We start from the raw sequence: 25546 nt of genomic DNA, 5'->3' as shown, positions 1-25546 counted from the left end.
TGGGTGTTTAGATCGTGACGGATGCGAATCCGCCGTCGATGGCAATGTTCTGACCGGTGACAAACGAGGACGCTTTTCGCGAAGCCAGCCAGATGGCAGCGCCGGCGAGTTCTTCCGGTTTTCCAAAGCGAGCCATCGGGGTGTGGCCGATGATTTGGCCACCACGTTCGGTGTAAGAGCCGTCGTCGTTGTAGAGCAGTTTGCGGTTTTGTTCGGCGGGGAAGAAACCGGGGCTGATCGCGTTGACTCGAACGCCGGTGGTTGCCCATTCGCGAGCCAGCCACAAGGTCAGGTTGATCACCGCGGCTTTGGCGGCCGAGTAAGCCACGACGCGTGACAGTGGGATGATGCCCGACATCGAGGCGATGTTGATGATGCTGCCGACGCCGGCTTCGATCATCGCGGGCGCGAACACTTGGCTGGGCAACAAAGCTCCGCCAACCAGGTTCAGGTCGAACACGTGTTGCCACGCTTCGCGAGGCAAGCCGCAGACATCGCCGCCGGGTGGAATCGTCGCGTCGGGATGGTTCCCGCCCGCGGCGTTGACCAGGATCGTGGGCGTTCCGGCCCAAGCCGTGATCGCGTCGCGAGCTTCGGCCAAGGAGTCCGCCTGCATCCCGTCGACGGCGAAGAATTTGGCTTCGCCACCGCCCGCGGTGATCGCTTTGACTTTCCCTTCGCCGCGTTCCGCGTTGCGTCCCAAGACGGCGGTGCGAGCCCCGGCCGATCCGAGTGCCTGGGCCATGTGGCCGCCGAGCTCGCCTGTGCCGCCGATCACGACCGCGACATCATCGTTCAATTCAAAAAGAGTATTCATAGTGGCGGTACTTTACTCGCAACGCGACGCAGAGAACAGCACGCGAAACAGGGAAGTTTTGCCAATCGAACGACGCATGGTCTATGGAGGGCGGGCTCTGATTCTCGCCCGTCTCAGGTTTGTTTTCGCCAGTCCACCAGGTGAACTTCGACACTGCGGTAGCCGTTGAACTCGTTGATGACGGGCCGGTAAGCGATCTCGATCGGGCCGTTGTGCTGGTTCAGCGGTTCGCACCAATCGGCGGCACCAAAGGCGACGCCGCGAATCACGCGTTCGCCTTGTTTCAGACGCACGGACAGGTGGTTTTCACCCTTGCCCATCTTTTTGGCCGGTTCGCTGAGTTGAATGTCGCGGCCCATCAACACCGGTCGCGGGTTGCCGGCGCCAAACGGAGCCATCGTTTCGATCTGCTTCATCGTTTGCAGATTCAATTGGCCAAGCGGCGCTTCCGCATCGATTTGAATGGCCGGCGCCAACTCTTGCTCGGACCACTGCTTCGAAACCGCTTCGCAGAAGTCGCCACGGAAGGCTTCGATGTCAGATTCGCGAATCGTCAGGCCGCCTGCGGCTGGGTGACCGCCGTAGCGAATCAGCCGGTCGTCGCATTCTCGCAGGGCTTCGTAGAGGTTGATGCCGGTGCCGCCGACGCGTCCCGATCCGGTCGCGTCGACTTTGCCCGCGGTGTCGAGCGAGAGAATGATCACGGGTTTGGCGTATTTCTCTGCCAAGCGACCCGCGACGACTCCAATGACTCCGGTGTGCCAGCCGACTCCGGCCAGGACCAGCGCGGGATCTTTTTCGGGATCGAAGTCGGCGTTGGCTTGTTTTTGTGCGGCCAGTTGAACGCTTCGTTGCAGCGTGTCGCGGGTTCCGTTGAGCTGATCGATGTACTGAGCCAGCGCGACGGCGCGGTCGCCGGCTTCGATCGTCAGCAGCTCGATGCCCAGTTGGGCTTGGCCGAGTCTTCCGGCGGCATTGAGTCGCGGGGCCAAGCCGAAGGAGATGTTCTCGGTTGTCAGTTCGCTGGCTTGATCGAGTTTGGTCAGCTTCATCAGCTCCCACAAGCCCGGCAGCGGTTCGGTCTGCATCACTCGCAGGCCGTGATTGACCAGCACGCGATTTTCGTCGAGCAGTGGGACCACGTCGGCGATGGTTCCGATGGCGGCCAGCGACAGCGATTGCATCAAGAATCGCTTCATCGGGGGCGTGACTTTCTTCTGCCCGCATTTGGCTTGGCACAGCGACCAGGCAAGTTTGAAGGCCACGCCAGCCCCGCAAAGTTCGCCAAACGGGTAGGCTGTTCCGGGCAGTCGCGGGTGGACAATGATGTCAGTGTCGGGCAGTTCGTCGCCGATCTGGTGGTGATCGGTGATGATCAGCGTCACGCCCAGTTCGCGGCAGAGTTTCGCGCACTCCAGGCTGGCGATGCCGCAATCGACCGAAACGATCATTTGCTTGCCGCGAGCAACCAGTTTGCGAATCGAGTCCTCGTTCAGGCCGTAGCCTTCCTCGAGTCGATTGGGCACGTGGTAGCTGACCTCGGCCCCGAGCAATCGCAGGCAATTGACCAGGATCGCGGATCCGGTCATGCCGTCGGCGTCGTAATCGCCGTAGATGACGATCGGGGTTTTGGCTTCCGCGGCCGCCAGAATTTTTTCGGTGGCGGCAGGCACACCGGGCAGCAACTGCGGATCACGCAGGCTGGTCAGTTTGGTGTCCAAGAACGTGGCCGCATCTTCTTGCGAATAAACGCCGCGACTGACGAGCAACTGAGCGACGACCGGAGGCAGTCCCGTGGTGCGAATCAGTTGTTCGACCAACGGAGCATCGTGCGGAGTGATCCGCCATTCCCGCTTCGTCCCGGAATCAACAAGCTGGTTGGAATCGGAAATCGAGCTGGAATCGGTACTCAAATCGACCGTCGTCCTTGAATGGGTGCTGCGCTGAGAAGCTTACTTTTTCTTTTCAGCGTGCCAGGTGTGCTTGCGCAGGTTGGGGTTGTACTTCTTCAAACGAAGTTTTTCCCCACCAGGCTTTTTGCGGAGGGTGTAGTTGTACTGTCCGGTTTCTTCGCAGACCAGGAAGATGGTTTCTGCTTTTTTCTTGCTCTTGGACATCAGACGTGCCGGCGTGGTTTGTCGAGGAAATGAGATTTTCGAGCCCCAGAGTATGACTAGCCCGATGCGATTTTGGCAAGTCGTACTTTTTTGGGGCGAATCAGGGGGAAAGTTCGTTGATTTGGTTGGGGAGGGTGATGCTCCTTTGGTCGACATCGTTCATTGAGTGGACGCGGAAGCATTGGGAGGACGCGGAAGTGGAAACGCCCGCTACATCTCCCCGTCGACAAATTCTCCGTCGGCTCGGTGACCCAGGTAGGTGAAAATCTGTGGGTCGGTGTTCTGAGACAGGAATCGGACGGAGCCATCGGCGAAGCCGAAATTGCCACCGCCGGGGTGCTCGCTGGCAAAGCCGCCGACAAACTCGGGGGGATTTTCGTTCATGCCCGCGGCACCCAACGCTCGAATCCCGCCGCCAATTTGCGAACCGGTGTTTCGTAGCGAGCTTCGTGTCCCGGACGCCCAACCAAGTGATTCGACGGTGGGGATCATTTCGCCAATCAGGATCGTGTGGCTGCTGCCGTCGTAAATGTCGCTGTAGCGAACCTCACTGTTGAGAAACAGCAGCCCGTTGTTGTCTTCCTCGATCGGGGCTTCGACGTCGTGATGGCAGCCGGCGTAGTTGGACAGGCCAGCCGTCTTCTCATCGTTGATGCCAAATGGAAACGAAGGGCAGAGGAAGGCGGAGATTTGGTAGGAACGGACCTTGGCGTTGACCGGAGCGTAGACACTGGCGGTCAAATCAAAGTCGTCGGCAGCACCTTGTTGTTCGATGTAAGGCAGCATGCGAACCAGGAATCCGATGTGTTCGCCGTTGGGTGTGTTGACGATGGGACCGGTCGGGTTGGTGGTTCCTGGCGGCAAGTGCTCCATCGCGAATTCGTAGTTGTGAGTGGCCAGGGTGATCTGAGCGATGTTGTTGGCGCAACTCATCCGCCGCGCCGCTTCCCGTGCGGCTTGGACCGCCGGCAACAGCAGGCCGACCAAGACGCCGATGATGGCGATCACCACCAAGAGTTCGACCAGCGTGAACGTGCGCCGTGGCGAGGAGGAGAATGTCGTGGCCATGGTAAATTCCTGGTTTCAAGGTGTGGCTGGTTGGAAAGGGCAGGGTGGGGCGATGTGGGGGCACGTTAAAACGCGGCGGCGATGTGGGGGCACGTTAAAACGCGGCGGCGATTTGCCACGTGTGGGAACGCTGGATGCGAGGGGGGTTTTCGGGTTCTTGCTGGCCCAAACGAGCGGACACGCGAACGATCAGGGAATCCTCCGAGGCGTCGTCTCGCGTCACTTCGATTTCGATTTCAGCGGGTTCGTCACCGCGAATCGCATCGCTGACCGACCAGATTTCTCCCGTGTAGGTGCTGTCGTCGCGGAGTTGTCGGTGAGCTCGGACCAATCCAGCTTCCAGCAACCAATCGGTTTGTTCAACGCGAAGGAGGTGGCTGGTTTGTCGGCGGTGAGTCAGGCTGCTTTTCAGAGAGGTCATGACCAGCGAAACCGAAATGCCCAGGCACACCAGCACGTAGATCAGGGCGGCTCCTTGATGTGGCGGCCTGGGGGATTGTGTGCTGAGTTTCTGCTTGGCCCTCCCCTCGCTTCGCTCGACCCTCCCAGAGGGAGGGGGAAGAGCGGAGGTGATTCGCTCGATCCTTTCGAAGGGAGCGTGAAGTGCGGGTGTTTGTCTCATGGCTTCACTCCAAATCGTGCGTACCGATTCAGTTCCATCCGCAGATGCAAGTCGTTGCGATTGGTCGTGTCCGAGTTGGGCGAATTGGATTCGTTTGTTTGCGGCAGTCGACTTGGGATGGGAGTGCCGCTGGAACGTTTGATCTGCAGCGTGATCGCTTGGGGCAGTTCGGTGTCGTTCCAAATGACACGTGAACCCGGTTGCAATTCAAAGACATCCGTTCGCGTGGTGCTGGCGTCGATTTGTTCGGTCCGCTGAATGATCGGGCCGTTGACTTGGTACACGACGTTCAAAGAAGCCAGAGTCAGTTTTGACCCATCGACGGAGGCTTCGCTGGCGGCGCGAGCGTCGTCACGAATCATCCGTGATAGACGGGTCAAGTTGGTTTGGTGAGCTTGCCGGGAGTGCATTTGTTTGGAGAGTTTCATGGATTGGTGGATCCAGCCGACGGAAACCGTGATCAGTGATGAAAGCACTGAAAGCACGATCATCAGTTCCACCAAGGAGTGCGCGTGGCGTTTGGGGGAGCGATTCATGGCGATGTTTCCTCCTCGGTGTCCGTGCTCAAAACCCAACCGACCAATTCGAGCGGGATGCCTGGATGGCGGCGTTTCCAGTTCAGACGCAGGGCGACACGCGGGCCGAGTTCGTCATCGAGAAACTCACCTGACCATTCGGGTTCAGGCAACATGTTTTGGAGTTCCGCGGAGGCTTGGAGTTGGTCGAGAGCGGTCGCGATTTCATCCGTTGGAAGCGACGTGATGCGTTCCAGTTCGCTGGACACCGCCCAGGTTGCGAGGCGTTGTTGGTTGGTGTCTTGCCAAACCCCGTGAATGCGAAACGTCAATGAGGTGACCACGGACATCAGCGCGATCATGATCGAGGCGGCGACCACCAATTCGATCATCGTGAAGGCATTGCGAGATGGCGAGGTTCGGCTTGTGGAGCAATGGTTCATCACGCGAGGGCTCCGATCAGGCTTGTGAGGACAAGGAAGACCGCGATGCAAACCCAGGCCACGACCCCGGCTAGCAGAAGCAGACTGGCCAAGGAGACCGCTCGCGTCAGCAAGTGGCGGTGAATCGAACGCTTGTCAAATCGCGATTCTGCCAGCCATTGCAGCAACCAGGCTTGGACGTCGCTCGAGCCGGCTACCGACAAAGCCTGGGATTCTCGTTTGGTCAGGATCCTTTCGTTGGCCAGCGTGGTCCAAGGATCTTCGCCTCGTTCCACTCGTTCGCAGGATGCGGCGAGTCGACGTCTTGTTTGGGGAACGTGGTGACACTTGGAGAGTGTTTCCAGTCCCGAGGCGATGGGACGGCCGGAGCCGACCACAATTGCCAGGAGTGACAGCAGGTTCACGGACGGTGGAACGAAGCGTTCGTGCCAACGAAACGGGTTGAATCGCTGGGGGCGTTTCTCGCCGAAGAACAGCAGACGCCCCAGGAGGAGCATCATGAAAATGGCGATCCCGAAAAAGAAAAACTCGCCACCACGATGGCTGACCGAGATCAGCGAACGAGTGATCGCAGGAAGTTCCAGGCCAAACTCCTCGAACATTTTCTCAAAGGTCGGCATGATGAAGATCATCAAGAACGAAAGGATGAACCAAGCAAAGACAAAGCCGAGGGTCACCCGTGTGAATTCCGAGCGAGGATTCCGCCAACTGGAATCAGTGGACTCGGATTCCAGTCCTTGGTCGGAGATCAGGGCTTCGTAGGTTTCATTCAGCGTTCCGGTTTCGCTTGCCAATCGAATCGCCATCAGGCCGGAAGGGGCCAGGATGCCTGGGGTTTGTTCCAAGGCATCCGCGACGGGGGTGCCCTCTTTCAAGAGCATGGCCAGGTGATTCATTCGCATTCCAATCGGGCCGCCGAATTCGGCCGCGAGAAGATGCACCCATTTGGCTGGGTTCGTGCGTTCTTGATGAGCGACCAACAGAGTCCGAATCAAGGCTCGTTGCGGGATCGACGAAAGAGCCAGCAAGCCATCGGGTGTGTTGTGCGTTGGGGCGGATGGCGTGCTCATGTCAAACCACTGATGAGTTGGACGAGGGGCATGAAGAGCGCAACCATGACCCAGCCGATGGTCATCCCCAGCATGCAAACGATCAGTGGCGACACCCAAGTCAGAATGTCACGGCGTTGGTGCCGTTCACGATCACGATAGATTGCGGCGACATCTCGCATGCAATCCGCTTGCTGGGGAACCGTTTGGGTTTGCACGGCATGGATCATCAGGTGGCATGGTTTGCCATGGATGTGTGTGGGGCCAGAAAGTGGAACCCTGCCGTCGTCGATTGACTGAACACATCCCTTGCTGAGCGTGGACATCCAACCAGATGGGCTGCTTTCACCTGCGATTTGGTAGGCCTCTCTTCGGGTCAGGCCGACGTCCAGCATCATCGCGACATGCTCGGCCCAGGAGGCCCAAACCAATCTGGCGGGCATGAACAGTCGACGGCCCAAGCGGACCCACGGTGGATGTTGGCCGACGCGGTGCGCCTGATAGCGAACCAGTTGCGAGACCAGCACGATGGCAACCAAGGCGGCGAGGAGCCACAAGCCATAGTCGCGAGTGAAATGGGAAACGGCGAACACAGTTTGAGTGGAGTAGGGCAGGGCTAGGCCAAACTCATCCATCATCTCTTCAAAGGATGGCACCAGCAGCACGCAGATGACCATCAAGATTGTGATGCTTGCGAAGGCGAGAACCAACGGGTAGACGAGAATGATCCACAGGCGGTTTCGAGTCGGTCGGCTCGATAGCGTGCTTTCCCAATGTCTGACAGCGTCTTCGAGTCGGGTTTTCTCATGGGCAACTTCGGCGGACGAGTGCTCCTTCGAAGCCACCAGCAACGGTTGGCAGATCGCCAGGGCGTCAGGGTGATGCAGCACGTCGTCCGCGGTGATTGGTTGGTCGAACCACCGGCTCATCCATTCCATTTGCTGGGCCACGGGGCCGACCGATTGCTGAGCGGCTTGGTGCAATTGCAATGCGATCATGGATCGTCGCAGTAGCAACTGTTCGATCTGCTGTTGAACGCATTGCAATCCAGGTGCTCCCGGTGCAACCAGTTCTGGGATCAATTCGTCGTCAGGAGTGGCTGTCATGATGTCACTCCTGGCGTGAATCCCTCGTTTGCGTCTCGGGTTGGTGTGGGATCAACGCGTCCTTCCGCGATGGGTGGAGGAGCAATCGGTGGTTTCGGAGCCCAGTTCGTTGGCAGGTTGCCAGTGGGAAGCTCGCGAGTGGGCTTCGACAGGTCATGGATGAGCGACACCAGCGGGTTGAACAACGCCAGGCTGTATGCGAGCGCACCGGTTCCGCCGATCAAGCACGTCAGCGCGATCGGCAACGCGACTTTCAACACGCTCATCCGGTTGTTGGCGCTGGTTCGGAAGTGAGTTCCCAGTCTCAGCAGCGTCACCTCGGACGCTGCGTTGAGCGTTCTGCCGCGAAGCGTGGTTTGCACTTGGTTGCGTGCCGCCGGACTGCTGCCGAGCAGATCGCAGCTCAAGTTCACCGCTTCTTCAGCCGGGACACCGGTTTTGGCCATCGCGGCGATCGATCGCATGGCAACGGCCGAGGCGTTGTCACGGATGTACGCGGAGCCACCGAGTCGGGTGGCCCATCGGGAGACGCCGCCGGTGATCCAAATCAACAGACAGGTGCCGACCAAGATGAAAGGCGCGACGACGAGCACTGTCGGCAGGAAATCAATGATCGGATCCGAGCGAGGGACCATTGGTGTGGAAGGAACCAGTTCCATGTCGGCACGCAGGGCATTGATGCTGGGCCCAATGAAGTGGGTGAAGAATGCCAGTCCCAAGTAACCAACCACCGCCAAGGTCAGCAAGTAGATGCACGATCCCCACAGCAAGCGAGACAGCGTTCGTTCGGAACGCGTGTTGTGGGTCAGTCCATCCAAGACGATCTGCATGTTTCCAGTGCGGTCGAACACTTCTCGTGCCGCCCGGTATCGGGTCGGCCATTCCGCCGCTGGTTGCCGCTTCAACAAGCCGACTTTTTCCAGCGTCAGCTTTCCACTCACGGACCCGCCGGTTCCCAAGTGAATGGGGACGCGAGCCATCACCGCGGCCGCGAGTCCATCGTGAAAGGCATCGGCCTGAGCAGCGGTGGTCGCAGGTCCTGAAGAGAAGCGAGGTTCGCTCATGGTCGGCGTCCCGCTGCTTGATTGGATTGGACGTTGTGTGAGCCCTGTTTCGTTGGACGTTGGTCATCCATCACTTCCATCAACGCCCAGTCCAACGATTGGTTCGTCAGCGATGATCGCAGCATGGCTTTTTGTTCCACTTCCTCGCTGCTCATCCGCGGCAGCGGTGGGATGGATTGCATTGACTGTCCCACCCAAACGAAAGAAAGCATGGCGGCCATGCCCAGACCAATCATTCCCAATGCGCCGCCGGTTTGTTTTCGCGTTTGCTTTTGGTGGCGAACGGATTCGAGAACCCGTGGACGAAGCTCGGATGATGGTCGCACGTAGCGACCCGCATCGCGGATCAAGTCTTCGATGGATTCACCGTTTTGAAGTTGCCAATTGTCCAATTCGTAGCCGTGGTTGCTGAGAGGTGGGTCGGGCAATGCCGTGCAGCGTTGCTTTCGATCGGCGTCGTGCGTTCTTTGCGTCGCGAAAGTCGTCAAGACTTTCGGTTTCCGGCGATCGTCGTCGAAACTCTTGACGAGTTTCGCTACCAAATCCTCGAAACTCTTGACGAGTTTCGCTACCAGGTGCTTTGCAGTGTTGAGGAACGAGTTGCGATCAGCCATGCGTGGGGACCTCCGATTCGACGTCACCGCGAAGAAGCTGGGTCATCTTCTGCATTCCATAGCGATAGCGACTGGCCGATGTGCCAGGAGTGATCTCCAGGACGTCGGCGATTTCAAGGAACGTCATTTGTTCCCAGATCTTGAGCACGATCACTTCGCTTTGTTCGGTGGGAAGTTTGCGAAGGGCTCGCCAAACCTCTCGAATCGTTTCTTCTTGTTCCAGTTCGTCGACTCGCCGGACGGTCAGCAGGTCCGCCAGGTTGTCGATCAGGCTCCAACGAGGTTTTCGTCGCGCGATCAGCAGTGATTCGTTGCGGACCATTCGCAGCAAGTAATTCCAGGGCTGGTCGGCATCGCGGACCAACCGTGGCCGCTCAGCGACTTTCACCAGCACCGTTTGCACTGCGTCTTCCGCGTCGTGCTGGTTCCGCGTGATCGTCGTGGCAAACCGCACCATCCGGCTCGACGTCAGGTCGATCAGGCCAGCGACCGCATCCCCGCCGTGAACGACCATGTGGTCGACGCACTGGAAAACGCGTTGCGAAAAGGGAGTGGGGATGCTCATCAAACAACAGGATGCGCCCCAGCGAGTCATTTGTCTAAACAATTTGAAAAAATGTTTGCCGCCTCGCCCTCGCCCTCGCCCTCGCCCTCGCCCTCGTGCTCGTGCTCGTGCTCGTGCTCGTGCTCGTGCTCGTGCTCGTGGTTTCGATTACGAGCACGAGCACGAGCACCGGTCTCCGACCTGAGCACGACGGAGCGTCAGGCGGAAATTCAAGAAAACAGTTGACTCGTGGCTGCGACAGTTGTATCAATGGGTTAACACAAGGGGTCAGTTGTGCAGATTCATTTATCCGACGACGGCGTGCCGCTCTACCAACAGGTGGTCCAGCATATTCGACATCGAATTCTGTCGGGCCAGCTTTCCGGCGGAGACGAGATGCCCGCCATCCGAACGTTGGCGGAGCGATTGCGGGTCAATCCGAACACCATCGCGCGAGCCTATCGCGAACTCGAACAAGCGGGCTTGGTCGAGAAACGTCGCACCCGAGGCACGTTTGTCTCGTCGTCGCCAACGTCGATGTCCGCGAAAGGAAAGCGGGAAGCGATTGAGCCCGCGATCGATCAATTGCTCGTGCTCTCGCAAGGGCTGGGCGTGGATGCGAAAGAGTTGTCGCAATGGATTCTCCGTCGCGATGAAGAGTTGCAACGCAAACGGGGGGAATCGTCATGAACGATGTTCAAGAGTCGTCGGTGCCGGACGCCGTGGTGGTCGAAAACCTAAGTCAACGATTCGGCCGGACGGAAGCACTGGACGATGTTTCGCTGAAGATCCCGCAGGGAACCGTGTTTGGGTTGCTGGGACTCAACGGTGCCGGCAAGACAACTTTGCTGCGTCACTTGTTGGGGTTGCATCAACCGCGAGTCGGCAGGGTCCGCGTGCTGGGATGCAACCCGATCACCGATCGGGAAAAAGTGATGCGGCGAATTGGGTACCTTTCTGAAGAAGACAGCTTGCCGACTTGGATGCGAGTCCGTGATCTGACGGGATTTTGCGAAGCGATCTATCCGAGGTGGGATCGAGCGTACGCGGCGGAGCTGTGTGAATGGTTCGAGTTGTCACCGGACACCAAACTTCGTTCGCTCTCCAAGGGCGGTCGAGCAAGAGCGGGTTTGATTGCCGCGATCGCTCACAAGCCGGACTTGTTGGTTTTGGATGAACCCGGCAGCGGGCTGGACCCGATCGCTCGCGATGACATTTTGCAAGCGATCATTCGGACAGTCAGCTTGGAAGGCCGGACTGTGATTTTCAGCAGTCACTTGCTCGACGAAGTCAGCCGAGTGTGTGATCAAGTCGCGATCATGCATCAGGGCAAACTGATTGAATCCATGCCGATGATGGCGGTCGACGAACGCTACGAAGAATGGATATTGCGATCACGTGACGAGACGATCACGACGCAGCACGCTCGGAGAGATTGTCCGGTGGAAGCAGGTTTGGGCTGGCATCAGGAAGACGGTGAATGGTCGCTGTTGGTGCCCCGGCAAACCGATTTGTCGCCCGCAACACTGCCGCCCGAGTGGCAATGGATCGAAAGTCGTCATGTGACGCTGAAGCGATTGTTCGAAGCTCATGTGCGAGCCCCGCGGCAGTCAGCGACGGCTGGGGATCATTCGGACAAAATGTCAGGCCGCGAAGATGCCTCGATGGAGTCCGTGTCATGAACGCATCGACCATTCAGCCATCGACGGGGGCTAGTTTGCCCGCGAATGACACGTTCGACAGCGACCGTCGGAACGATTGGCAAAAGGACTGTCTTGCTGCCGCGCGGTTGCTTTGGGCTCGCTGGGGCGGTGTGTGGCAAAGGCTTTGGTTGCTGTCCTTGGTTGGTGTCGCTCTGGCCGCGTGGATACACCGATTGTTTGGGACGGATGTTTTGCTCGCGTCCAATGCGATCGCGGGGGTCATGGCGGTGACGCAAGCCCCGTTGTTGTTGTGGTCAATTTTCGCAATTGATTGGTCGGGACCGGACGTGGAGCGGAAAGCCTCTGGATTCGACGCATTCCTGCTGCGCAGTCCGGTTCCATCGAGCCGATTGGTGTTGGTCGCCGCTGTGGCTCGGCATGCGGCGATTGCGATCTCGTTGTTGATGATCGCGTCCGCGATTGAGTTGTCGATGGTGGACCGCAGTGAACATGAGCGTTGGATCTATCCTGCCTTGTGGATTTCACTCGGCACCGGATCCATGGCGGTGTTGGCGTTTTGTTGGCGACCATTTTCTTGGAACGGGTATCGAGTCCTCACTTTGCTGGTGCTGATTCCGACCGGATACATGGTGATGTGTTGGCCGTTCCTAGCACTGGATCCGGATCATCCGAAATGGTTGCTGCTCGCGTATTTTCCATGGCTGTTGCTCTTGCTTTGGGGTGGAACTCTTTGGGTCACGTATCGATCACTTGAGCTTGCCCGAGCCAACTCGTATGGCCTGGATGATGCTGGTTCGATCACGGCGAGGATTCGTGAGTTTGCATCATCGATCGGCGAGTGGATTCTTGGTGTGGGGGCGTCGGTGCGGCGAAGTGGACAAGCGTCGGCGCTGGCGTGGTTTGACGGTCGTCAGTCACGGGCAATGCGGTGGTCGATGATCGCGTGGATTGGCTTGCCGACGCTGGTGTTGCTGGCTTGTTTGCCGCTTAATTTTGCGTCCGTGGTGGTCGCTGGTTTGATCGTGTTGACGTACACCGCGTTGTCGACAGCGGGCGGTTGGGGAGAAGTCAGCGGCATGCGACGAGGGTCGCAGGGCAGGGCGATGCCATTGTTGTTGGCGGTCAGCCCGGTTTCGCGAGAAGTTCTGGCCGCGATCAAAGTGTGGCGAACGATCCGATTGGTGTTGTTGACATCGTTGGTCACGTTTGGCGTGTTGGGTGCCTTTGCCATCCCGTCCAACCAGTCGGTGTGGAATCGATGGTCCGAGTCGATGGCGTCGGGTACCGGAGTGAGTTCTGTTGCGATGGGAGTTCGGGTGTCACTTGCGATTGCGATGTTCTCAACCGTGGTTTTGGTTGGACGAGGCCTGGCCATGTTGTGGTTGGCGTTGATGGCCGATCGCCGAGTCACCGCCGCGGTCACGTTCTTGGCCAGTGGGCTGTTGATTTGGGGAGCGTATCGCTTGGGATCTTGGTTCGTCAGCCAAAGTGAGTGGGAGGTCATGCTGCAGGAGTTTCGACTTGGCGTTTTGCAAATTCCAACTTGGGTCACTTGGTTGCTATGGGCGAAGGTGGCCACGGTCTTGGTGGCTTTCGTGCAGGCCATTCGGCAACCGGGGACACCCAAAACTTGGATCGCAAAATCAGTCGCGGTGTGGTGTGTCACCGTGGTTTTGCTTTCCGCTGTTTTGATGATGGTGTTGCCCGAGCGAATCAATTTGGGAGAACCCTGGAATAATTGGACACCGATGTTCTTGCCGATCGCGATGGTGATCGCGTTGGTGATACCGCTGGCGAGAGTTTTGATTCTGCCATGGGCCGTCGGACGTGACCTTCACCGATGAGTGGTTGTCGGCGGTAGTGGACAAAGCCACGAGTTAACGTAGTGGATGAGGCCACGAATCCTTGAGTCAGCGATGGAGTGGATGAGGCTACGAATCCTTGAGCGAGGGACTCCTGGCCTCGTCCACTACCGAGATGACGTGGGGCTGAGCTTCAATTGGAAATCTCTTCGAAGGGAAGATTGCCGATTCGATACTTCTGCCAGCCGTCGAAATCGAAGTGCCACCATTCGTACTCATACACCTGAAAACCGGCGGACTCCATCGCTCGTCGAAGCAGGCCGCGGTAGTATCGTTGTCGCTGGGTGCCACCGGGATACAGCGGGAAGGAACGTTTGCTGAACTCGTCGTACCCGGAAACCATTGGGATGGGATCGCGAGTGGAGCGGTCGAACAAGGTTAGGTCGAGCGCGCAGCCTCGATTGTGCCGTGAGCCCTGCGCTGGGTTGGCGACGAAGTTTTTCATTTCGCTGGGGGTCGCATCCCAAAACATCTTGGTGACTCGCCAGGGACGATACGCGTCATGGATCAGCAGGCCCAGGTTTTGTTTCGCCAACTCTTGGTGCACCTTCGCGGCGGCTTCGGCGGCGGGACGCTGCGCGAACGCGCGCGGTTGTTGATAGAAGACCGTGTCCATGAAGTTGTTGGTCGTCGCGTAGCGGATGTCCAATTGGATGCTGGGATCGAGCTTGGTCAGTTCGGTCAGTTCGGAGGCACGGAAATCACCTTCTTCACGAGGAGGTTCGGCAGACTCAGCCAGTTCTCGCAGTTTGTCGACAGGAAGTTCCCGCTTGATTTTGAAGGTCTCGCCGGCTTTGGTTCCCACCTCGCGTTTTTCAAAGCCAACCTGGGCGGCGATGACTTCGGTGATCTCGCCTGATTCTTCACGTTGAAAAACCAGCTCTTCGCCGTGGTAAAGGCCGTGGTCGGGGAAAGCGAAGCGATCTTTACCAACCGGAGTGAGCGGGTAGTAATAGAACCACTCGATCAAAGCGTGGAGTTGGCCGTGGCGTTCGAGGATGAAAAGCGTGTTGTGGTCCCAGCCGTACTCCCCGATGAGGTCTCGCCATTCGTCGCGAATTTCTGGCGGGGGAGCATCGGAAAGTCGCGTGTAGGTCGCATCGTCGATGACCAGGTATGACTTGTCTTGTCGGATCGTTGTGCCGAACCCAAAGCGATCGTCCAGGACCAGTTCGCCCGTGTCCGAGCGGCTGCGGATTTCTCGTTGGAACGTTCCCTTCCACAGCAGCAGGCGGTCGCCGATCCAGTCCACCGTCACCGTTCGAGAGGCGTCGCCGGGCCTGGAGGAGTAGATGCCGGCCAAGCTACGAGCCCGTGAGCGGGGCACTGGCTCGGTGGAGACGGAGGGTGGGATTTCTTTGCCGCTTCGGACGGCGAGCATGCCCTCAAGTGCTTGATCGCAAATGCGAGTGATCCAGTTGTTCGTTCCGTCGAGTGAGCTGGCAGCGATGACAGCGATCTGTTCAGCGGGCAAAATTTCGAGCTGAGTTGAAAATCCATACACGGCCCCTCCATGACCGACACGACGATGGCCGTGAAAGTCGCTGATTCGAAAACCGATTCCGTAGGGCAATGGCTTCCCATCGGGGGTCTCACCGGGTTGCAGCATTTCGGTGAGCGAAGCGTCCTCGAGAATTTTCTTGGGATGCTGCCCCATCACGAACAAGCTGAACTGGGCCAGGTCTTCCACGCTGGAATACAGGTTCCCTGCGGGACCGGTGCCCAGCAGGAATTCAGGGGCGGCAAACGCTGGGCGGTCATAGCCCCACATCCAACCATCGGCGGTGTGCTTTGCCAGGGCTTTGTCTTTTTCGAAGCTGGTGTGTTTCATCCCAAGTGGTTTGAGCACCTGTTCTCGGACGTAGTCGGGATGCGGCATCCCGGCGGCTTGCTCGACCGCCTGTCCGATGACGGACACGCCCGCGTTGGAGTACTTCGTTCGACTGCCCGGAGCATAAACGGATGGCGTGCTTGCAAGGCTGGCGACAGTTGCTTCGAGGCTTGGTTCAGTGGGGTCGAAGTAGTTCCCCACCGGTGATTCACGGACGATGCCGGCGCGGTGCTGCGTCAGTTGCCGAAGCGTGATTTTCGAAGTGTGTTCGGCATCGGCAATCTTGAATTCAGGCAACACCTTTTGGATGGGTTGATCCAAATCAAGTTCACCTTTCTCGACCAGTTGCATCAAGGCGACGTCGGTCAGCAGCTTGGAGATCGAGCCGACTCGATAAACCGTTTGCCCGGATGCTGGGACCGTTTTGCTGGTGTCTTGGAATCCAAATCCTGCGGAGGAGACAACCTTCCCATCCGCCACCAAGGCGATCGAGAAGCTTGGGATTTGTTTCTGTCCCATCTCGGAACGAATCGACTGGTTCAGCTGCTCGATGAGTTGGCGGTAGTCATGCTCCGTGGCGTTTGCCGCGGGTGATTCGTCGGCATGCAGGGAGGTCGAAGTCATGAACACCAACGCAATTCCTGCCAGCCAGCTCGCTGAAGCTGCTCGGCTGTTTCGTCCAACGAAGGGCGTCGGTGGGACGAGGGATCGTTTCGGAACGATGTGACCGGAGAGCTGTTCGTGGTTCATGATCGTGCGTTGTGGCTGGGTGAAACGAAACACAGGAAGCAGAGGATTGCTAAGTGGTTCACTGGATCAGGAAGTGGGGCAGGGCGGTGGGGACCAATTCCGCACCGGTTCCCAATTGGACTGGCAGCTTCAGGTGCCCACGCATGACTTCAACGCCATGGGCGGGGCTGTCTGAGATCAGATTCGCCCCATCCAAATCGGCGAAATCGAGCAGCGGCGCGAGCTGGGCGGCTCCGCTGATGCCGATGGGCGATTCCACCATGCACCCGACCATCGTGAGTTTGCCGTGCCGTTTGGCTTCGGTCAGCATCTTGCGAGCCGGGGTCAGCCCGCCGCACTTGCAAAGTTTGACGTTGATTCCGTGGAAGAATTCGAAGCAAGTTTTCAAGTCGGCTTCGGTTTGGCAGTCTTCATCCGCGATGATTGGAAGCGATGATTCTTCGAACACGCGTTGCTTGTCAGCGGGATCGGCGGAGCGGGGCAGGGGTTGTTCGATGAATTGAACGCCCAAGTGCCGAAGTTCTTTTGAGTAGTCGATTGTCTGTTGAGCCGACCAGGCGCAATTCGCATCGACGCGAAAAGTCGCCGTGGTGCATTGACGAAGTTGGCGGATGATTTCCAGGTCGTATTCGGTGCCCAGTTTGATCTTGTAGAGGTCCCAGCCGGAGTCGGCGTCCAGCTTTCGCCGCATCTCTTCCATCGAATCGATGCCAATCGTGAAGCTGGATTGCAGATCGGGGTTCCATGTCAGTCCCCAGTGATGCCAAAGCGTCGATCCGGAACTTCGTGCGTGCCAGTCGTGGCTGGCCATGTCCAGTGCTGACAGCGAGAACATGTCACCGCCGAGTTGCTCTGATAGACGCTGCCAATGGTTCTCCGGCGGGTGCTCACAACACATTGCCAGATCGTCCTCGCTCAGGCTTTTTAGAGCATCGCTCATCGCGGAAAGCGTGTGCCCGTAGTAGTCGTTGGCGGTGACTTCGCCGTAGCCCGTGATCCCGCCATGTTCCAACGCGACGACCAGGCTGTCTTGGTGCGTGATGGTTCCTCGCGAGATTGTGAACGGGTCGCGCAGGGGCAAGCGAATTGGATACATGGTCAGTGTCACGCGTCGGTCTCCTGCAGGGCGCTGGGAACGCATGCGGTTTGCAGTTCCAACGCGGCTTGAACCAGTTTGTCAGCACCGTCGCGGTAAACGTCGCAGGCCGGCAAACCGAATCGATGTTCGGCTCGTTCCACTTCGCGTTTGGCATCTTCAAGCGACAGGTTTCGAGTGTTGATTGAAACACCGATGAACTTAGAAGGTCCACGCAAATTCGCGAGTTGTTCGATTGCCTGCATCTGTTGCTCGAGCGGTGGGATGGCACAACCATCGAATCCTTTGACTTCGCTGCGACCGGCTTCGTAGCAGAACACCAATCCCTGTGGGGCACAGCCATGCAGCAAGCCCAGGGTGACCGCGGAATAGGCCGGGTGGGAAATGCTGCCTTGTCCCTCCACGATCAGAAAGTCGGCGTCCTCGTTGTCACGCACCAGGTATTCGACGGCACCGTTGACGAAGTCGGAGACGACACAGTCCGCGGGAACGCCGCGGCCGGAAATCATGATTCCGGTTTGGCCAGTTGCGAGGAAGCGGGACGATTTGCCTGCGGCTTGAAGGCCTCGATCGATTTCGATTGTCGTGACCATCTTGCCGATGCTGCAATCGTGCCCGACTGCATGGATGCGAACGCACTCTTCACGGAAGGGTTTCCCGGTGGCAGTTTCTTTCCAGTGGTTCTTGCGGACATCGATGATTTGAGACCCCGACTGCTTCGCGAGGTGACACCATTCGCTGTCTTCGGAAAGGAAGTCGTGAAGTCCTGAAACCACATCGACGCCCGCACGAATGGCGGCTTCCAGTTGAGGACGCCAGGCGTGGGGGAGTTTGCCTCCGGGAGGGGCGATGCCGATGTAGATCGCATCGCAGTCCAATTCGGGCGACCACTGAGTGACGATGGGGGCGTCGCCTGCACCGAACAGTTCCGCTGAGGTTTTGCCCGCATGCTCTTGGTCGATCACCGCAACCATGTCAGGGCTGCGATAGCGCAACAGGCTGATGGCGGTCTTGGCCAGGAACGGCGTGGAGGCACCATCGGTGAGCAGAGCGATTCGTCGATGCTGGGTTAACAACTGGATCTCCATCGATCACGAGTTCGTGAAAAGGGGGATCGGATCCACAACCGTCTTGGGGTGGGGAGGTCTGTTGAGAGAGACTGTCCCAACCCAAGGCAATCGTCGAAGCCGTGTGGGATTCGAAATAGGCTAGCAACCGACTTGGATCGAGTCTTGCGCCGCTGCGTAAATCTGTTTCGAAAACGCGCACGGCGGAATTCGAGGAAATCACGCACGCCGCATCATTTGTTGCAGTCGATCGAGGGTGAGCACCATCTGGTTCCACTCCGCGACGACTTCCATGGTCGGCATCTCGGCGCAGTCGTTGCGATCGTAACCGCGTTCACTGATTCGGACTCGGCCGTCCAGGACCGCGACCGGCGTGGATCCAGCGGGCGGGCTGGCGGGGGACTGGCAGTCTGGCGACTGGCTGGCGGGGTTGTTGTTGGTCCCGGATGCGGGCAGTGAGTCGTTGTCTTCGTCCGTCGGCAGGACTTGCTGCATGACTTGGTGGACCGCCCACAAAGCGGCTTTGCGAGCCGAGTCAGCGGCGACAACACTGCGGAAAGTACCTGATTGCACGTAAAACTTGGCCATGGGAGGTGTCCTGGGGTGTTTCGAAGGGGGGAGAAGCGGCGACACCCAAGACATCGGACGGAGGCGTGACACGTTTGGTCATCGGGCGGGATCTCGCTGCGGGCCCTCGACCCATTCCCCGCGTGGTAAACTGCTGCGGTGATGTGACGGACCGCTCGCGTTGTTTCTCCTTGTCTTGCTTCTGATGTCGCTTATGAAATTGGTTCACCACGGTGCACACGACGGTGTCACTGGTTCTTGTCACCAACTTTGGGTCGATGATTCCAAGAGTTTGTTGGTTGACTGTGGCTTGTTCCAAGGCGAGGACGCTCGGAAGAGGCCCAACCCTGAGATCGAGTTTTCGCTCCGAGGGATCCAGGCACTGTTGCTGACCCACGTGCACATCGATCACGCGGGCCGGATTCCCTATTTGTTGGCGGCGGGATTCAGCCATCCCATCCTGTGCAGTGTTCCGACGGCGAAGTTGTTGCCGCTGGTGATGGAAGACGCCTTGAAGATTGGGTTCACGCGTTCCAAGCGGCTGATCAAGCAGTTTCTGGGGAAAATTCGAAAGCTGTTGGTGCCGCTCGCTTACCATCAGTGGCATGACTGTCCCGGCGGGGTGAAGGTCCGGTTGTTGCCGGCCGGTCACGTGCTGGGGTCGACCATGTTCGAGATCGAATTGGCGGACGGTCGGCGGGCTGTTTTCAGTGGTGATGTGGGAGCGGGAACCAACCCGCTTTTGAATCCGCCGGTCAGTCCAGAGCGAGCGGATTTGTTGGTGCTCGAAAGCACTTACGGGGATCGGTTGCATCCACCCAAGGCCGATCGACAAGCGGAACTGGAGGCAGTCATTCGGCGAACACTGGATGATTCGGGCGTGACCATCGTGCCGGCCTTTTCGCTGGGGCGTACCCAGGCGTTGTTGTATGAGCTCAACGCCATCTTTGAACGCATTCAAGAGACGGAACATCGAACGCTGATGAAACGAGTCGATGTGATCGTCGATTCGCCACTCGCCTCGCGTTTCACCGCGCTGTACAAGGAAATGAAATCGCACTGGGGCGAAGAGGCTCAGGTGACACTGGAAACCGACGATCAACCGCTGGTGTTCGAAAACCTGACGACGGTCGGCAGCCACACCGAACACAAAGAAACGGTTCGGTACTTGTCTCAGCACAAACTGCCCGCGGTGGTGATTGCCGGAAGTGGCATGTGCACGGGAGGGCGGGTGGTCAATTACCTCAAAGAGTTCATTGGCCAAGAAGAGACCGACATCGTGTTTGCGGGCTATCAAGCGGGAGGCACGCCGGGAAATCACATCTCTCGCGGGAGCGAATGGGTGCGTTTGGATGGTCGCCGATACGATGTGCGAGCCAAAACGCATCAGTTGACCGGTTATTCAGCGCACGGCGATCAGCAAGATTTGATCGCGTTGGTCGACGGAATGGCCGATGCACCCAAGGAGATTCGATTGGTGCACGGCGACTACGCCGCCAAGCGAGCGTTGACTCAAAAACTGACCGCCAAGGGTTACCACCTGATATGAGTGATTCGGAATCATTCACCGACAAATCATTCACGGAAACGTTGATCATCGGTGGAGGATTGGCTGGGCTGACTTGCGGTCGCGTGTTGGCAGAGGCGGGCCGCGAATTTCGGATTTTGGAAGCGACCGATCGGGTGGGTGGTCGCGTTCGCAGTGACGTGGTCGACGGGTTCACGCTGGACCATGGCTTTCAAGTTCTGCTCACGGCGTATCCCGCCTGCCGGCGTTTTCTGGATTATGACGGGCTGCGGTTGCGTCCCTTCGAACCTGGGGCCTTGATCCGCCAAAACGGTCAGTTTCGGGTTTTGGGAGATCCCTGGCGAAGACCGGGGCAAGCGATTCCGTCGGCGATGAATCCCGTTGGTTCCTTGGCGGACAAGCTGCGGATCGCGAAATTGCGTCGGGACAGCTTGCGTGGTTCCTTGTCGGATTTGTACGAGCGACCAGCGTCATCGACCATGGATCGCTTGCAAGCGGAGGGTTTCAGTGAACGAATCATTGACCAGTTCTTCCGTCCGTTTTTGGGCGGGGTGTTCTTGGATGAGTCGCTTTCGGTGTCCAGCCGGATGTTGGAGTTTGTGTTTCGGATGTTTGCCCGTGGCGAGATTGCCGTTCCCGCGGATGGAATGGCGGCGATTCCCCGGCAGTTGGCAGAATCGTTGCCGCGAGGATCGGTGCAATTTCGTACGACCGTGAAATCCATCGAGTCGCTTTCGGAATCGGAGCGGACCGCGGTTGGGAGTGAGTTGCCAGGTCATGCCAGGCACCGAGTGGTGTTGTCCGATGGGACGGCGGTGATGTGCCGGCACCTGGTGATCGCGACGCCTGCGAGTGCGGCGGCGAGATTGTTGGGGATGGAGTCCATCGCGACGCCCTGGTTCGGAACGACCAATTTGTATTACTCGGCCGAGCAATCACCGGATTCGCATCGGTTGCTGATGTTGCGAGGCGATGAGTCGGGGCCGATTCAGAGTGCCGTGGTGTTGAGCGATGTGGCGCCGTCGTACGCGCCGCCTGGCAAGGCGTTGGTTTCGATCAGCGTCGACAGCGATCATGAGCCAGCGGACGGTCTGGACGACGAGGCCCTGGATGCTCGAGTGAGATCGCAATTGAAGGATTGGTTCGGGGAAGAGGCGATGCGGTGGAGACTGCGGCGTGTTTTTCGAGTTCCCTATTCGCTACCGAAAATGTCACTGGACACGGTGGTGAAATCACCTGCGTGGGAAGATTGGCGGCGGGCGAACTTAGGAGACGGCAATGTGTCTCTACCCGAAATGTCATCGGGTGCAGCTCCTTCCGCAGACGACAGCGGGGCAGGGCAGGGTAGGGCAGGGGTGTGGATCGCGGGCGATCACTGTCAGACGCCCAGCATTCAGGGGGCCATGGACAGCGGACGAATCGCTGCCGAGCATCTGCTTTTGAATTCTTAAAACCCCGCGAGAATGGACGCACCATGAGTCAGAGATTGCATACAGGTATTCCCGCTTTGGATGAGATGCTGGGAGGAGGCCTGTTGCCCGGAACGATGACGGTCGTGCTGGGAGCAACTGGAATCGGTAAAACGCAGCTCGGGATTCAGTTCGCCAAGCAAGGGCAAACCCAGGAAGGCGAACGCGGCATCGTGTTTGACTTGACCTCAAGAGGGGATTCGCAAAACCACTCCGAGTACGCCAAGCGTTTGGTCGAGTGGCAATTGTCCGAGGCTTCGGCAGACGAACCGGTTGCGTTGAGTGAAGTGTGGAACCGCGAAAAAATGCGTCGCGACAGCATGCATCTGTTTCGCGATTCCGGCCGCCGAGTGACTTCCACGGACATGGACGCCGACGATTGGCGTCGCTGGTCGTCCGAGCGGGCCAAAAAACTGGACCGCGCGATCGCGTTTTTCTATGGCAACTTTGCCCATGGGGTCCGGCGAGTGGTGATCGATGGGGTGGAGCCGGTCGATCGGGCAGCTGAATCGATTCAGTTCGAGTTGATCGAATACATTCAGAATCAGATCCTTCGCAAAGAGCACGATTGGCTGGCCCGAGATCTGTTTCGCGTTCATTTTCGAGAGAACGCGGAGTCGATCCAGGCTCATGGATACGACCATCAGGAGCTTGGCAGTCTGCTGCTAGCGACCTCGCACGAGGTGATGTTGGATGATTTGATCTCTCGGCCGATCCAGAGCGGGGATGTGTTGTCCAATGCCAACACGATCATCCTGATGGGCAAAACGCGCGACGGAAACAAGATGGGGCGGGCGCTCTGTGTCGCGAAACATCGTGGCAGTTTCTGCGAGGAATCGATCGTTCCGTACCGAATCACCGAAGCCGGTTTGGTGGTTGGCGACGCCGCCTGAGCGTCGTTGGCGGCCTGAACCGAGGGTTTCTTGGGTTGGAAATGCCTGCCTGCGCAAAAAAATCGGCGAGCAACCAAGGTTGCTCACCGATTGAAATTCGACTGTGACAGCGACGTCTACTTCAGCAATTTCTCGATGGCGTCATCCAGTTCGGCGGCACCGATGTTGTGGTCGACCACGCGTCCTTTGGAATCGATCAGCATCGTGGTTGGTAGCGTTTGCACTCCAAATTGCTTGGCCAAGGGGCTGCTTTCCAGTCCACCATCTTCGTGCAGGTGAACCCACGGCAAGGCGTTGGTCTTCAGGAATTCGGACGCTTGTTCCAGTTGGTTGTCGATGTTGACGCCCACGATTTGCAGGCCGGCGCGTTGATAGCGAGCTTGCAGGCCACGCAGCAATTTCATGTCGTTCTTGCAGGGTTCGCACCAAGTCGCCCAGTAATGAAGCACGACCGGGCGGCCGCGAAGAGCACTCAAGCGAAAGGCTTTGCCTTGGACCGTGCGGCCTTCGAGGTCGACTTCTTTGCCTTCGGATTCCAGTCGACGAACCGCACCAGCGGCGCGCTCGGCGGCTTCGGTGCCGCGGAAATCTTTGGCGACCTCTTTGTAAAATCGAAGGGCTTCGGCTTCTTTGTCCTCAAATTCTTTGCTGAGTGCCAATTGCAGTTTCGCGGCGGCCGTTTCCGGTGCTTGGGGGTACTGATCGGCAAATTCGGTCAGTTGTTCCAACCACCAAACCTGGTTTTCCGCGAAGTCGGCGTCCCCGGTTTGGCGAGCGATGTACTCGGTTCCGATCAATTGATACTCGGTGTACGCCCGCATGGCGTCGGACTGGGCGCCCTTGGAATCGCGGAACGAAGCGGCCAACGTTTTCAGTCGTTTCAGGCCACCTGGGTAGGTTCCGCTCTGGGTCGCCACGCTGACGGTGTCGACCAATTGTCGCGTCCAGGTTTCGCGTTCGGCGGGAGTTTCCGCGGCAGCGATCAGTTTTTCAACGATGTCGGCACGGCGTTCGTTCAGCGTTGCGAGGGCTTTGGGATCGCCTTCGCCAACCATTTGCGAGTCAACCGCTTCGAGCGCACCGACCAATTCTTGTGTCTTCGAGTTCCCGGCCGATGAGATGCCAGCGCCTGTGTTGGCCATGCCACCGGGGGTGAAGAAATTGCCGTTGGACTGGGCAATTGGCTCGCCTGTTTCGGCCAGGACGGGCAGGTCGACCAATTTCCATGTGTCATCAATGCGGATCACGGTGCCGACCAGCATTTGGCCCGATTGGCCATTGGACTCGTACATGGCCACGGCGTTTTCGTATGCCATCACGTCTTTTTTGACCCCGATGTCATCTGCGGGAACGATCCCGGGAGTCGCCGCGGCGAACTGGATCCATTGCGATTTTGGGCCAATGGCACGTTGGGTGGCAGCGAACTTTTTGAAGTTGGAAGCGGCTCGCGAGGCCTTTTTGACCAAGCTTTCCAGGCGTTCGCCGGTCAGGCCGGCGGATTGCAGTTCTTTGGGGGACGCCAGCAGTGTGACAAAGCGGTTGCCATCGGAATTGGCCAATGATTCCACCAACTCTCGGGTGGTTTCCTCGGCTGAGATCATCTTCCAGCGATCGATTTGGCCATCTTCGTTTTCGTCGATGCCCCAGCGAGTCCCTCCGGTTCCCATCCAGCGGTATTGGTCCGCCTTGCCGTTGAAATTCGCATCGACATCGCGATAGACCTCGACGCCGAACTGGAAATAGCACCACAGATCGACCTTTTTGTCGCCGTTGGTGTCGGCGAAGCGTCGCAGCACGGTGCCATCGCCGGCGATGACTTCCCATCCCGACCAGTCATCTCGTTCGATGTCGCGAACCTCACATTTTTCGACATCGCCCGATTCGACTTGTTCGAATTCCACACCGTCCTGAACCGGTTTCAGCCCCAATGCGGCGGCGGCGGAAGGAGGAGCTGCGGATGCTGTTGTCGCCAATAGGCTGGAAAGGACGAGCGAACCGCCCCCGAGGACGAAGCCTCGAATCGACCAGGGCGCGGGAAAACGGTTGTGTTTACTCATGGCAGCTAAACAAATCCTTCTGATTGACTTGCACATCGAAATGGAGTGTTGGATCCGAACGACACGGACCGCGGACAAGCATTTTGGCTGAATTTGGCCGTCTGGGGGAACGTTGATTCAAGACTTCCTGTGGATGAAGCCGAAAAAAACACTCGCGGAAATGAAGGAATTGGTCAAAAACATGGCCAAAGTGCGTTTGACAACAAACCAAAACTTCCTAAACTTCCGACCCGCCTCACGAAAGCGAGGCGGAAACCATCAGGTCCTGTGGGCCTGACGGGCGTGTAGCTCAGTTGGTTAGAGCGCGTCGCTGATAACGACGAGGTCCCAGATTCGAGTTCTGGCACGCCCACTCGAGGTTCGAGGTGGCAGGGTGAGGTTCCCGTTCTGAAACGGAACGTCACCCTTCCTCCTCGGAGCTCAACACCACGGGGGTATAGCTCAGTTGGGAGAGCGCCTGCTTTGCAAGCAGGATGTCGTCGGTTCAAGTCCGTCTACCTCCACTTGGTTGAAATCACAAACTGACTCAAGTCAGAGGGTGAGGAAAGCCGAAAGTTGAAAGACACCCGCTCACTGCGGGTGACTGGAAACAAGCAGGGATGAGAAGTCCCGGTTTGCTTCTGAGACGCTTCCGTCTGAAACACTTCACGAAGAATCAAAGTTTTCTTCAGAAATGAGACAAGACGGGGTTGACCAGAATCGCCGGCTCGCTATCTTTCCTGTCCCGCCGCTGAGCAAGTCTCTGCGACACTCTTTCAAAGGGTTGAGCAAAGGTCTGCAACGCGGCAAACAAGTTGAAGTCA

At 58.1% G+C, this 25546-nt stretch carries 23 protein-coding genes and 2 tRNA genes; 8 read left to right on the top strand and 17 right to left on the bottom strand.

From position 1 onward, the window contains the following. Window positions 1-7: 7 nt before the first annotated feature. From UH5x_RS14335 to UH5x_RS14280, 12 genes are all read right to left on the bottom strand, one after another. Window positions 8-817, bottom strand: a complete 810-nt coding sequence (locus tag UH5x_RS14335) for a D-mannonate oxidoreductase (RefSeq protein WP_482632785.1) — start codon at window positions 815-817, stop codon at window positions 8-10. Window positions 818-930: 113 nt separating this feature from the next. After that, complete coding sequence (recJ, locus tag UH5x_RS14330) at window positions 931-2730, bottom strand: single-stranded-DNA-specific exonuclease RecJ (RefSeq protein WP_482632784.1); 1800 nt, start codon at window positions 2728-2730, stop codon at window positions 931-933. A 39-nt stretch (window positions 2731-2769) separates the two neighbouring features. After that, window positions 2770-2934 (bottom strand): 50S ribosomal protein L33, encoded by a 165-nt coding sequence (gene rpmG, locus UH5x_RS14325; RefSeq protein ID WP_007324504.1) that lies wholly within the window; start codon window positions 2932-2934, stop codon window positions 2770-2772. A gap of 210 nt (window positions 2935-3144) precedes the next feature. Continuing rightward, window positions 3145-4002, bottom strand: a complete 858-nt coding sequence (locus UH5x_RS14320; protein ID WP_482632783.1) for a DUF1559 family PulG-like putative transporter — start codon at window positions 4000-4002, stop codon at window positions 3145-3147. A 94-nt stretch (window positions 4003-4096) separates the two neighbouring features. Then, the gene (locus UH5x_RS14315; protein ID WP_482632782.1) at window positions 4097-4423 is read right to left on the bottom strand and encodes a hypothetical protein; all 327 of its coding nucleotides are present in this window, start codon (window positions 4421-4423) and stop codon (window positions 4097-4099) included. Between the two features lie 197 nt (window positions 4424-4620). Continuing rightward, window positions 4621-5160 carry a hypothetical protein gene (locus UH5x_RS14310; protein WP_482632781.1) on the bottom strand — a complete coding sequence of 180 codons (540 nt, stop codon included), beginning with the start codon at window positions 5158-5160 and terminating at the stop codon, window positions 4621-4623. After that, window positions 5157-5582, bottom strand: coding sequence for a type IV pilus modification PilV family protein (locus tag UH5x_RS14305; RefSeq protein WP_047815868.1), 426 nt, complete (start codon window positions 5580-5582; stop codon window positions 5157-5159). The genes UH5x_RS14310 and UH5x_RS14305 overlap by 4 nt, the downstream gene beginning before the upstream one ends. Further along, window positions 5582-6652: a type II secretion system F family protein gene (locus UH5x_RS14300; protein ID WP_482632780.1), complete on the bottom strand. Its 1071-nt coding sequence runs from the start codon at window positions 6650-6652 to the stop codon at window positions 5582-5584. The genes UH5x_RS14305 and UH5x_RS14300 overlap by 1 nt, the downstream gene beginning before the upstream one ends. Beyond that, complete coding sequence (locus UH5x_RS14295) at window positions 6649-7737, bottom strand: type II secretion system F family protein (protein ID WP_482632779.1); 1089 nt, start codon at window positions 7735-7737, stop codon at window positions 6649-6651. The genes UH5x_RS14300 and UH5x_RS14295 overlap by 4 nt, the downstream gene beginning before the upstream one ends. Then, a complete protein-coding gene (locus UH5x_RS14290) occupies window positions 7734-8801 on the bottom strand; it encodes a hypothetical protein (RefSeq protein ID WP_482632778.1) in 1068 nt (355 codons plus the stop codon). Before UH5x_RS14290 ends, UH5x_RS14295 begins: the two co-directional genes overlap by 4 nt. Further along, a complete protein-coding gene (locus tag UH5x_RS14285; RefSeq protein WP_482632777.1) occupies window positions 8798-9415 on the bottom strand; it encodes a hypothetical protein in 618 nt (205 codons plus the stop codon). The genes UH5x_RS14290 and UH5x_RS14285 overlap by 4 nt, the downstream gene beginning before the upstream one ends. Then, window positions 9408-9980, bottom strand: coding sequence for an RNA polymerase sigma factor (locus UH5x_RS14280; RefSeq protein WP_482632776.1), 573 nt, complete (start codon window positions 9978-9980; stop codon window positions 9408-9410). The genes UH5x_RS14285 and UH5x_RS14280 overlap by 8 nt, the downstream gene beginning before the upstream one ends. A gap of 273 nt (window positions 9981-10253) precedes the next feature. On the opposite strand from UH5x_RS14280, the gene UH5x_RS14275 reads away from it, so the two are divergent. Genes UH5x_RS14275 through UH5x_RS14265 form a run of 3 tightly spaced genes read left to right on the top strand, consistent with a single transcriptional unit; the run spans window position 10254 to window position 13467 of the window. Beyond that, window positions 10254-10649 carry a GntR family transcriptional regulator gene (locus tag UH5x_RS14275; protein WP_482632775.1) on the top strand — a complete coding sequence of 132 codons (396 nt, stop codon included), beginning with the start codon at window positions 10254-10256 and terminating at the stop codon, window positions 10647-10649. After that, a complete protein-coding gene (locus tag UH5x_RS14270; protein ID WP_482632774.1) occupies window positions 10646-11641 on the top strand; it encodes an ABC transporter ATP-binding protein in 996 nt (331 codons plus the stop codon). The genes UH5x_RS14275 and UH5x_RS14270 overlap by 4 nt, the downstream gene beginning before the upstream one ends. Further along, window positions 11638-13467, top strand: a complete 1830-nt coding sequence (locus UH5x_RS14265) for a hypothetical protein (RefSeq protein ID WP_482632773.1) — start codon at window positions 11638-11640, stop codon at window positions 13465-13467. Before UH5x_RS14270 ends, UH5x_RS14265 begins: the two co-directional genes overlap by 4 nt. Before the next feature lie 151 nt (window positions 13468-13618). Here the strand turns inward: UH5x_RS14265 and UH5x_RS14260 are convergent, their stop codons facing one another. The 4 genes from UH5x_RS14260 to UH5x_RS14245 form a co-directional block, all read right to left on the bottom strand. Further along, complete coding sequence (locus UH5x_RS14260) at window positions 13619-16066, bottom strand: serine hydrolase (protein ID WP_482632772.1); 2448 nt, start codon at window positions 16064-16066, stop codon at window positions 13619-13621. Window positions 16067-16124: 58 nt separating this feature from the next. Further along, complete coding sequence (locus UH5x_RS14255; protein WP_482632771.1) at window positions 16125-17207, bottom strand: dipeptide epimerase; 1083 nt, start codon at window positions 17205-17207, stop codon at window positions 16125-16127. Then, a complete protein-coding gene (locus tag UH5x_RS14250) occupies window positions 17171-18238 on the bottom strand; it encodes an N-acetyltransferase DgcN family protein (RefSeq protein ID WP_482632770.1) in 1068 nt (355 codons plus the stop codon). Before UH5x_RS14250 ends, UH5x_RS14255 begins: the two co-directional genes overlap by 37 nt. A 210-nt stretch (window positions 18239-18448) precedes the next feature. Beyond that, a complete protein-coding gene (locus UH5x_RS14245) occupies window positions 18449-18817 on the bottom strand; it encodes a hypothetical protein (protein ID WP_482632769.1) in 369 nt (122 codons plus the stop codon). Between the two features lie 193 nt (window positions 18818-19010). Between UH5x_RS14245 and UH5x_RS14240 the strand changes: the two genes are divergently transcribed. Genes UH5x_RS14240 through UH5x_RS14230 form a run of 3 tightly spaced genes read left to right on the top strand, consistent with a single transcriptional unit; the run spans window position 19011 to window position 22686 of the window. Next, window positions 19011-20345: an MBL fold metallo-hydrolase RNA specificity domain-containing protein gene (locus UH5x_RS14240; protein WP_482632768.1), complete on the top strand. Its 1335-nt coding sequence runs from the start codon at window positions 19011-19013 to the stop codon at window positions 20343-20345. Continuing rightward, on the top strand, window positions 20342-21775 hold the full coding sequence (locus tag UH5x_RS14235; RefSeq protein ID WP_482632767.1) for an NAD(P)/FAD-dependent oxidoreductase: 1434 nt from the start codon (window positions 20342-20344) through the stop codon (window positions 21773-21775). The genes UH5x_RS14240 and UH5x_RS14235 overlap by 4 nt, the downstream gene beginning before the upstream one ends. Before the next feature lie 23 nt (window positions 21776-21798). After that, window positions 21799-22686 (top strand): RAD55 family ATPase, encoded by an 888-nt coding sequence (locus tag UH5x_RS14230; protein ID WP_047815856.1) that lies wholly within the window; start codon window positions 21799-21801, stop codon window positions 22684-22686. Window positions 22687-22802: 116 nt separating this feature from the next. Here the strand turns inward: UH5x_RS14230 and UH5x_RS14225 are convergent, their stop codons facing one another. Then, on the bottom strand, window positions 22803-24743 hold the full coding sequence (locus UH5x_RS14225; RefSeq protein WP_482632766.1) for a redoxin domain-containing protein: 1941 nt from the start codon (window positions 24741-24743) through the stop codon (window positions 22803-22805). A 278-nt stretch (window positions 24744-25021) separates the two neighbouring features. Here UH5x_RS14225 and UH5x_RS14220 point away from each other — a divergent pair. After that, window positions 25022-25095, top strand: a tRNA-Ile gene (locus UH5x_RS14220). A gap of 78 nt (window positions 25096-25173) precedes the next feature. Next, window positions 25174-25246: transfer RNA gene (locus UH5x_RS14215), tRNA-Ala, on the top strand. Window positions 25247-25546 lie beyond the last annotated feature (300 nt).

The organism is Rhodopirellula sp. UH5, from assembly GCF_056839225.1.
Note: the sequence above shows the minus strand (reverse complement) of the source record. Positions and strands in the feature narration are given on the sequence as shown.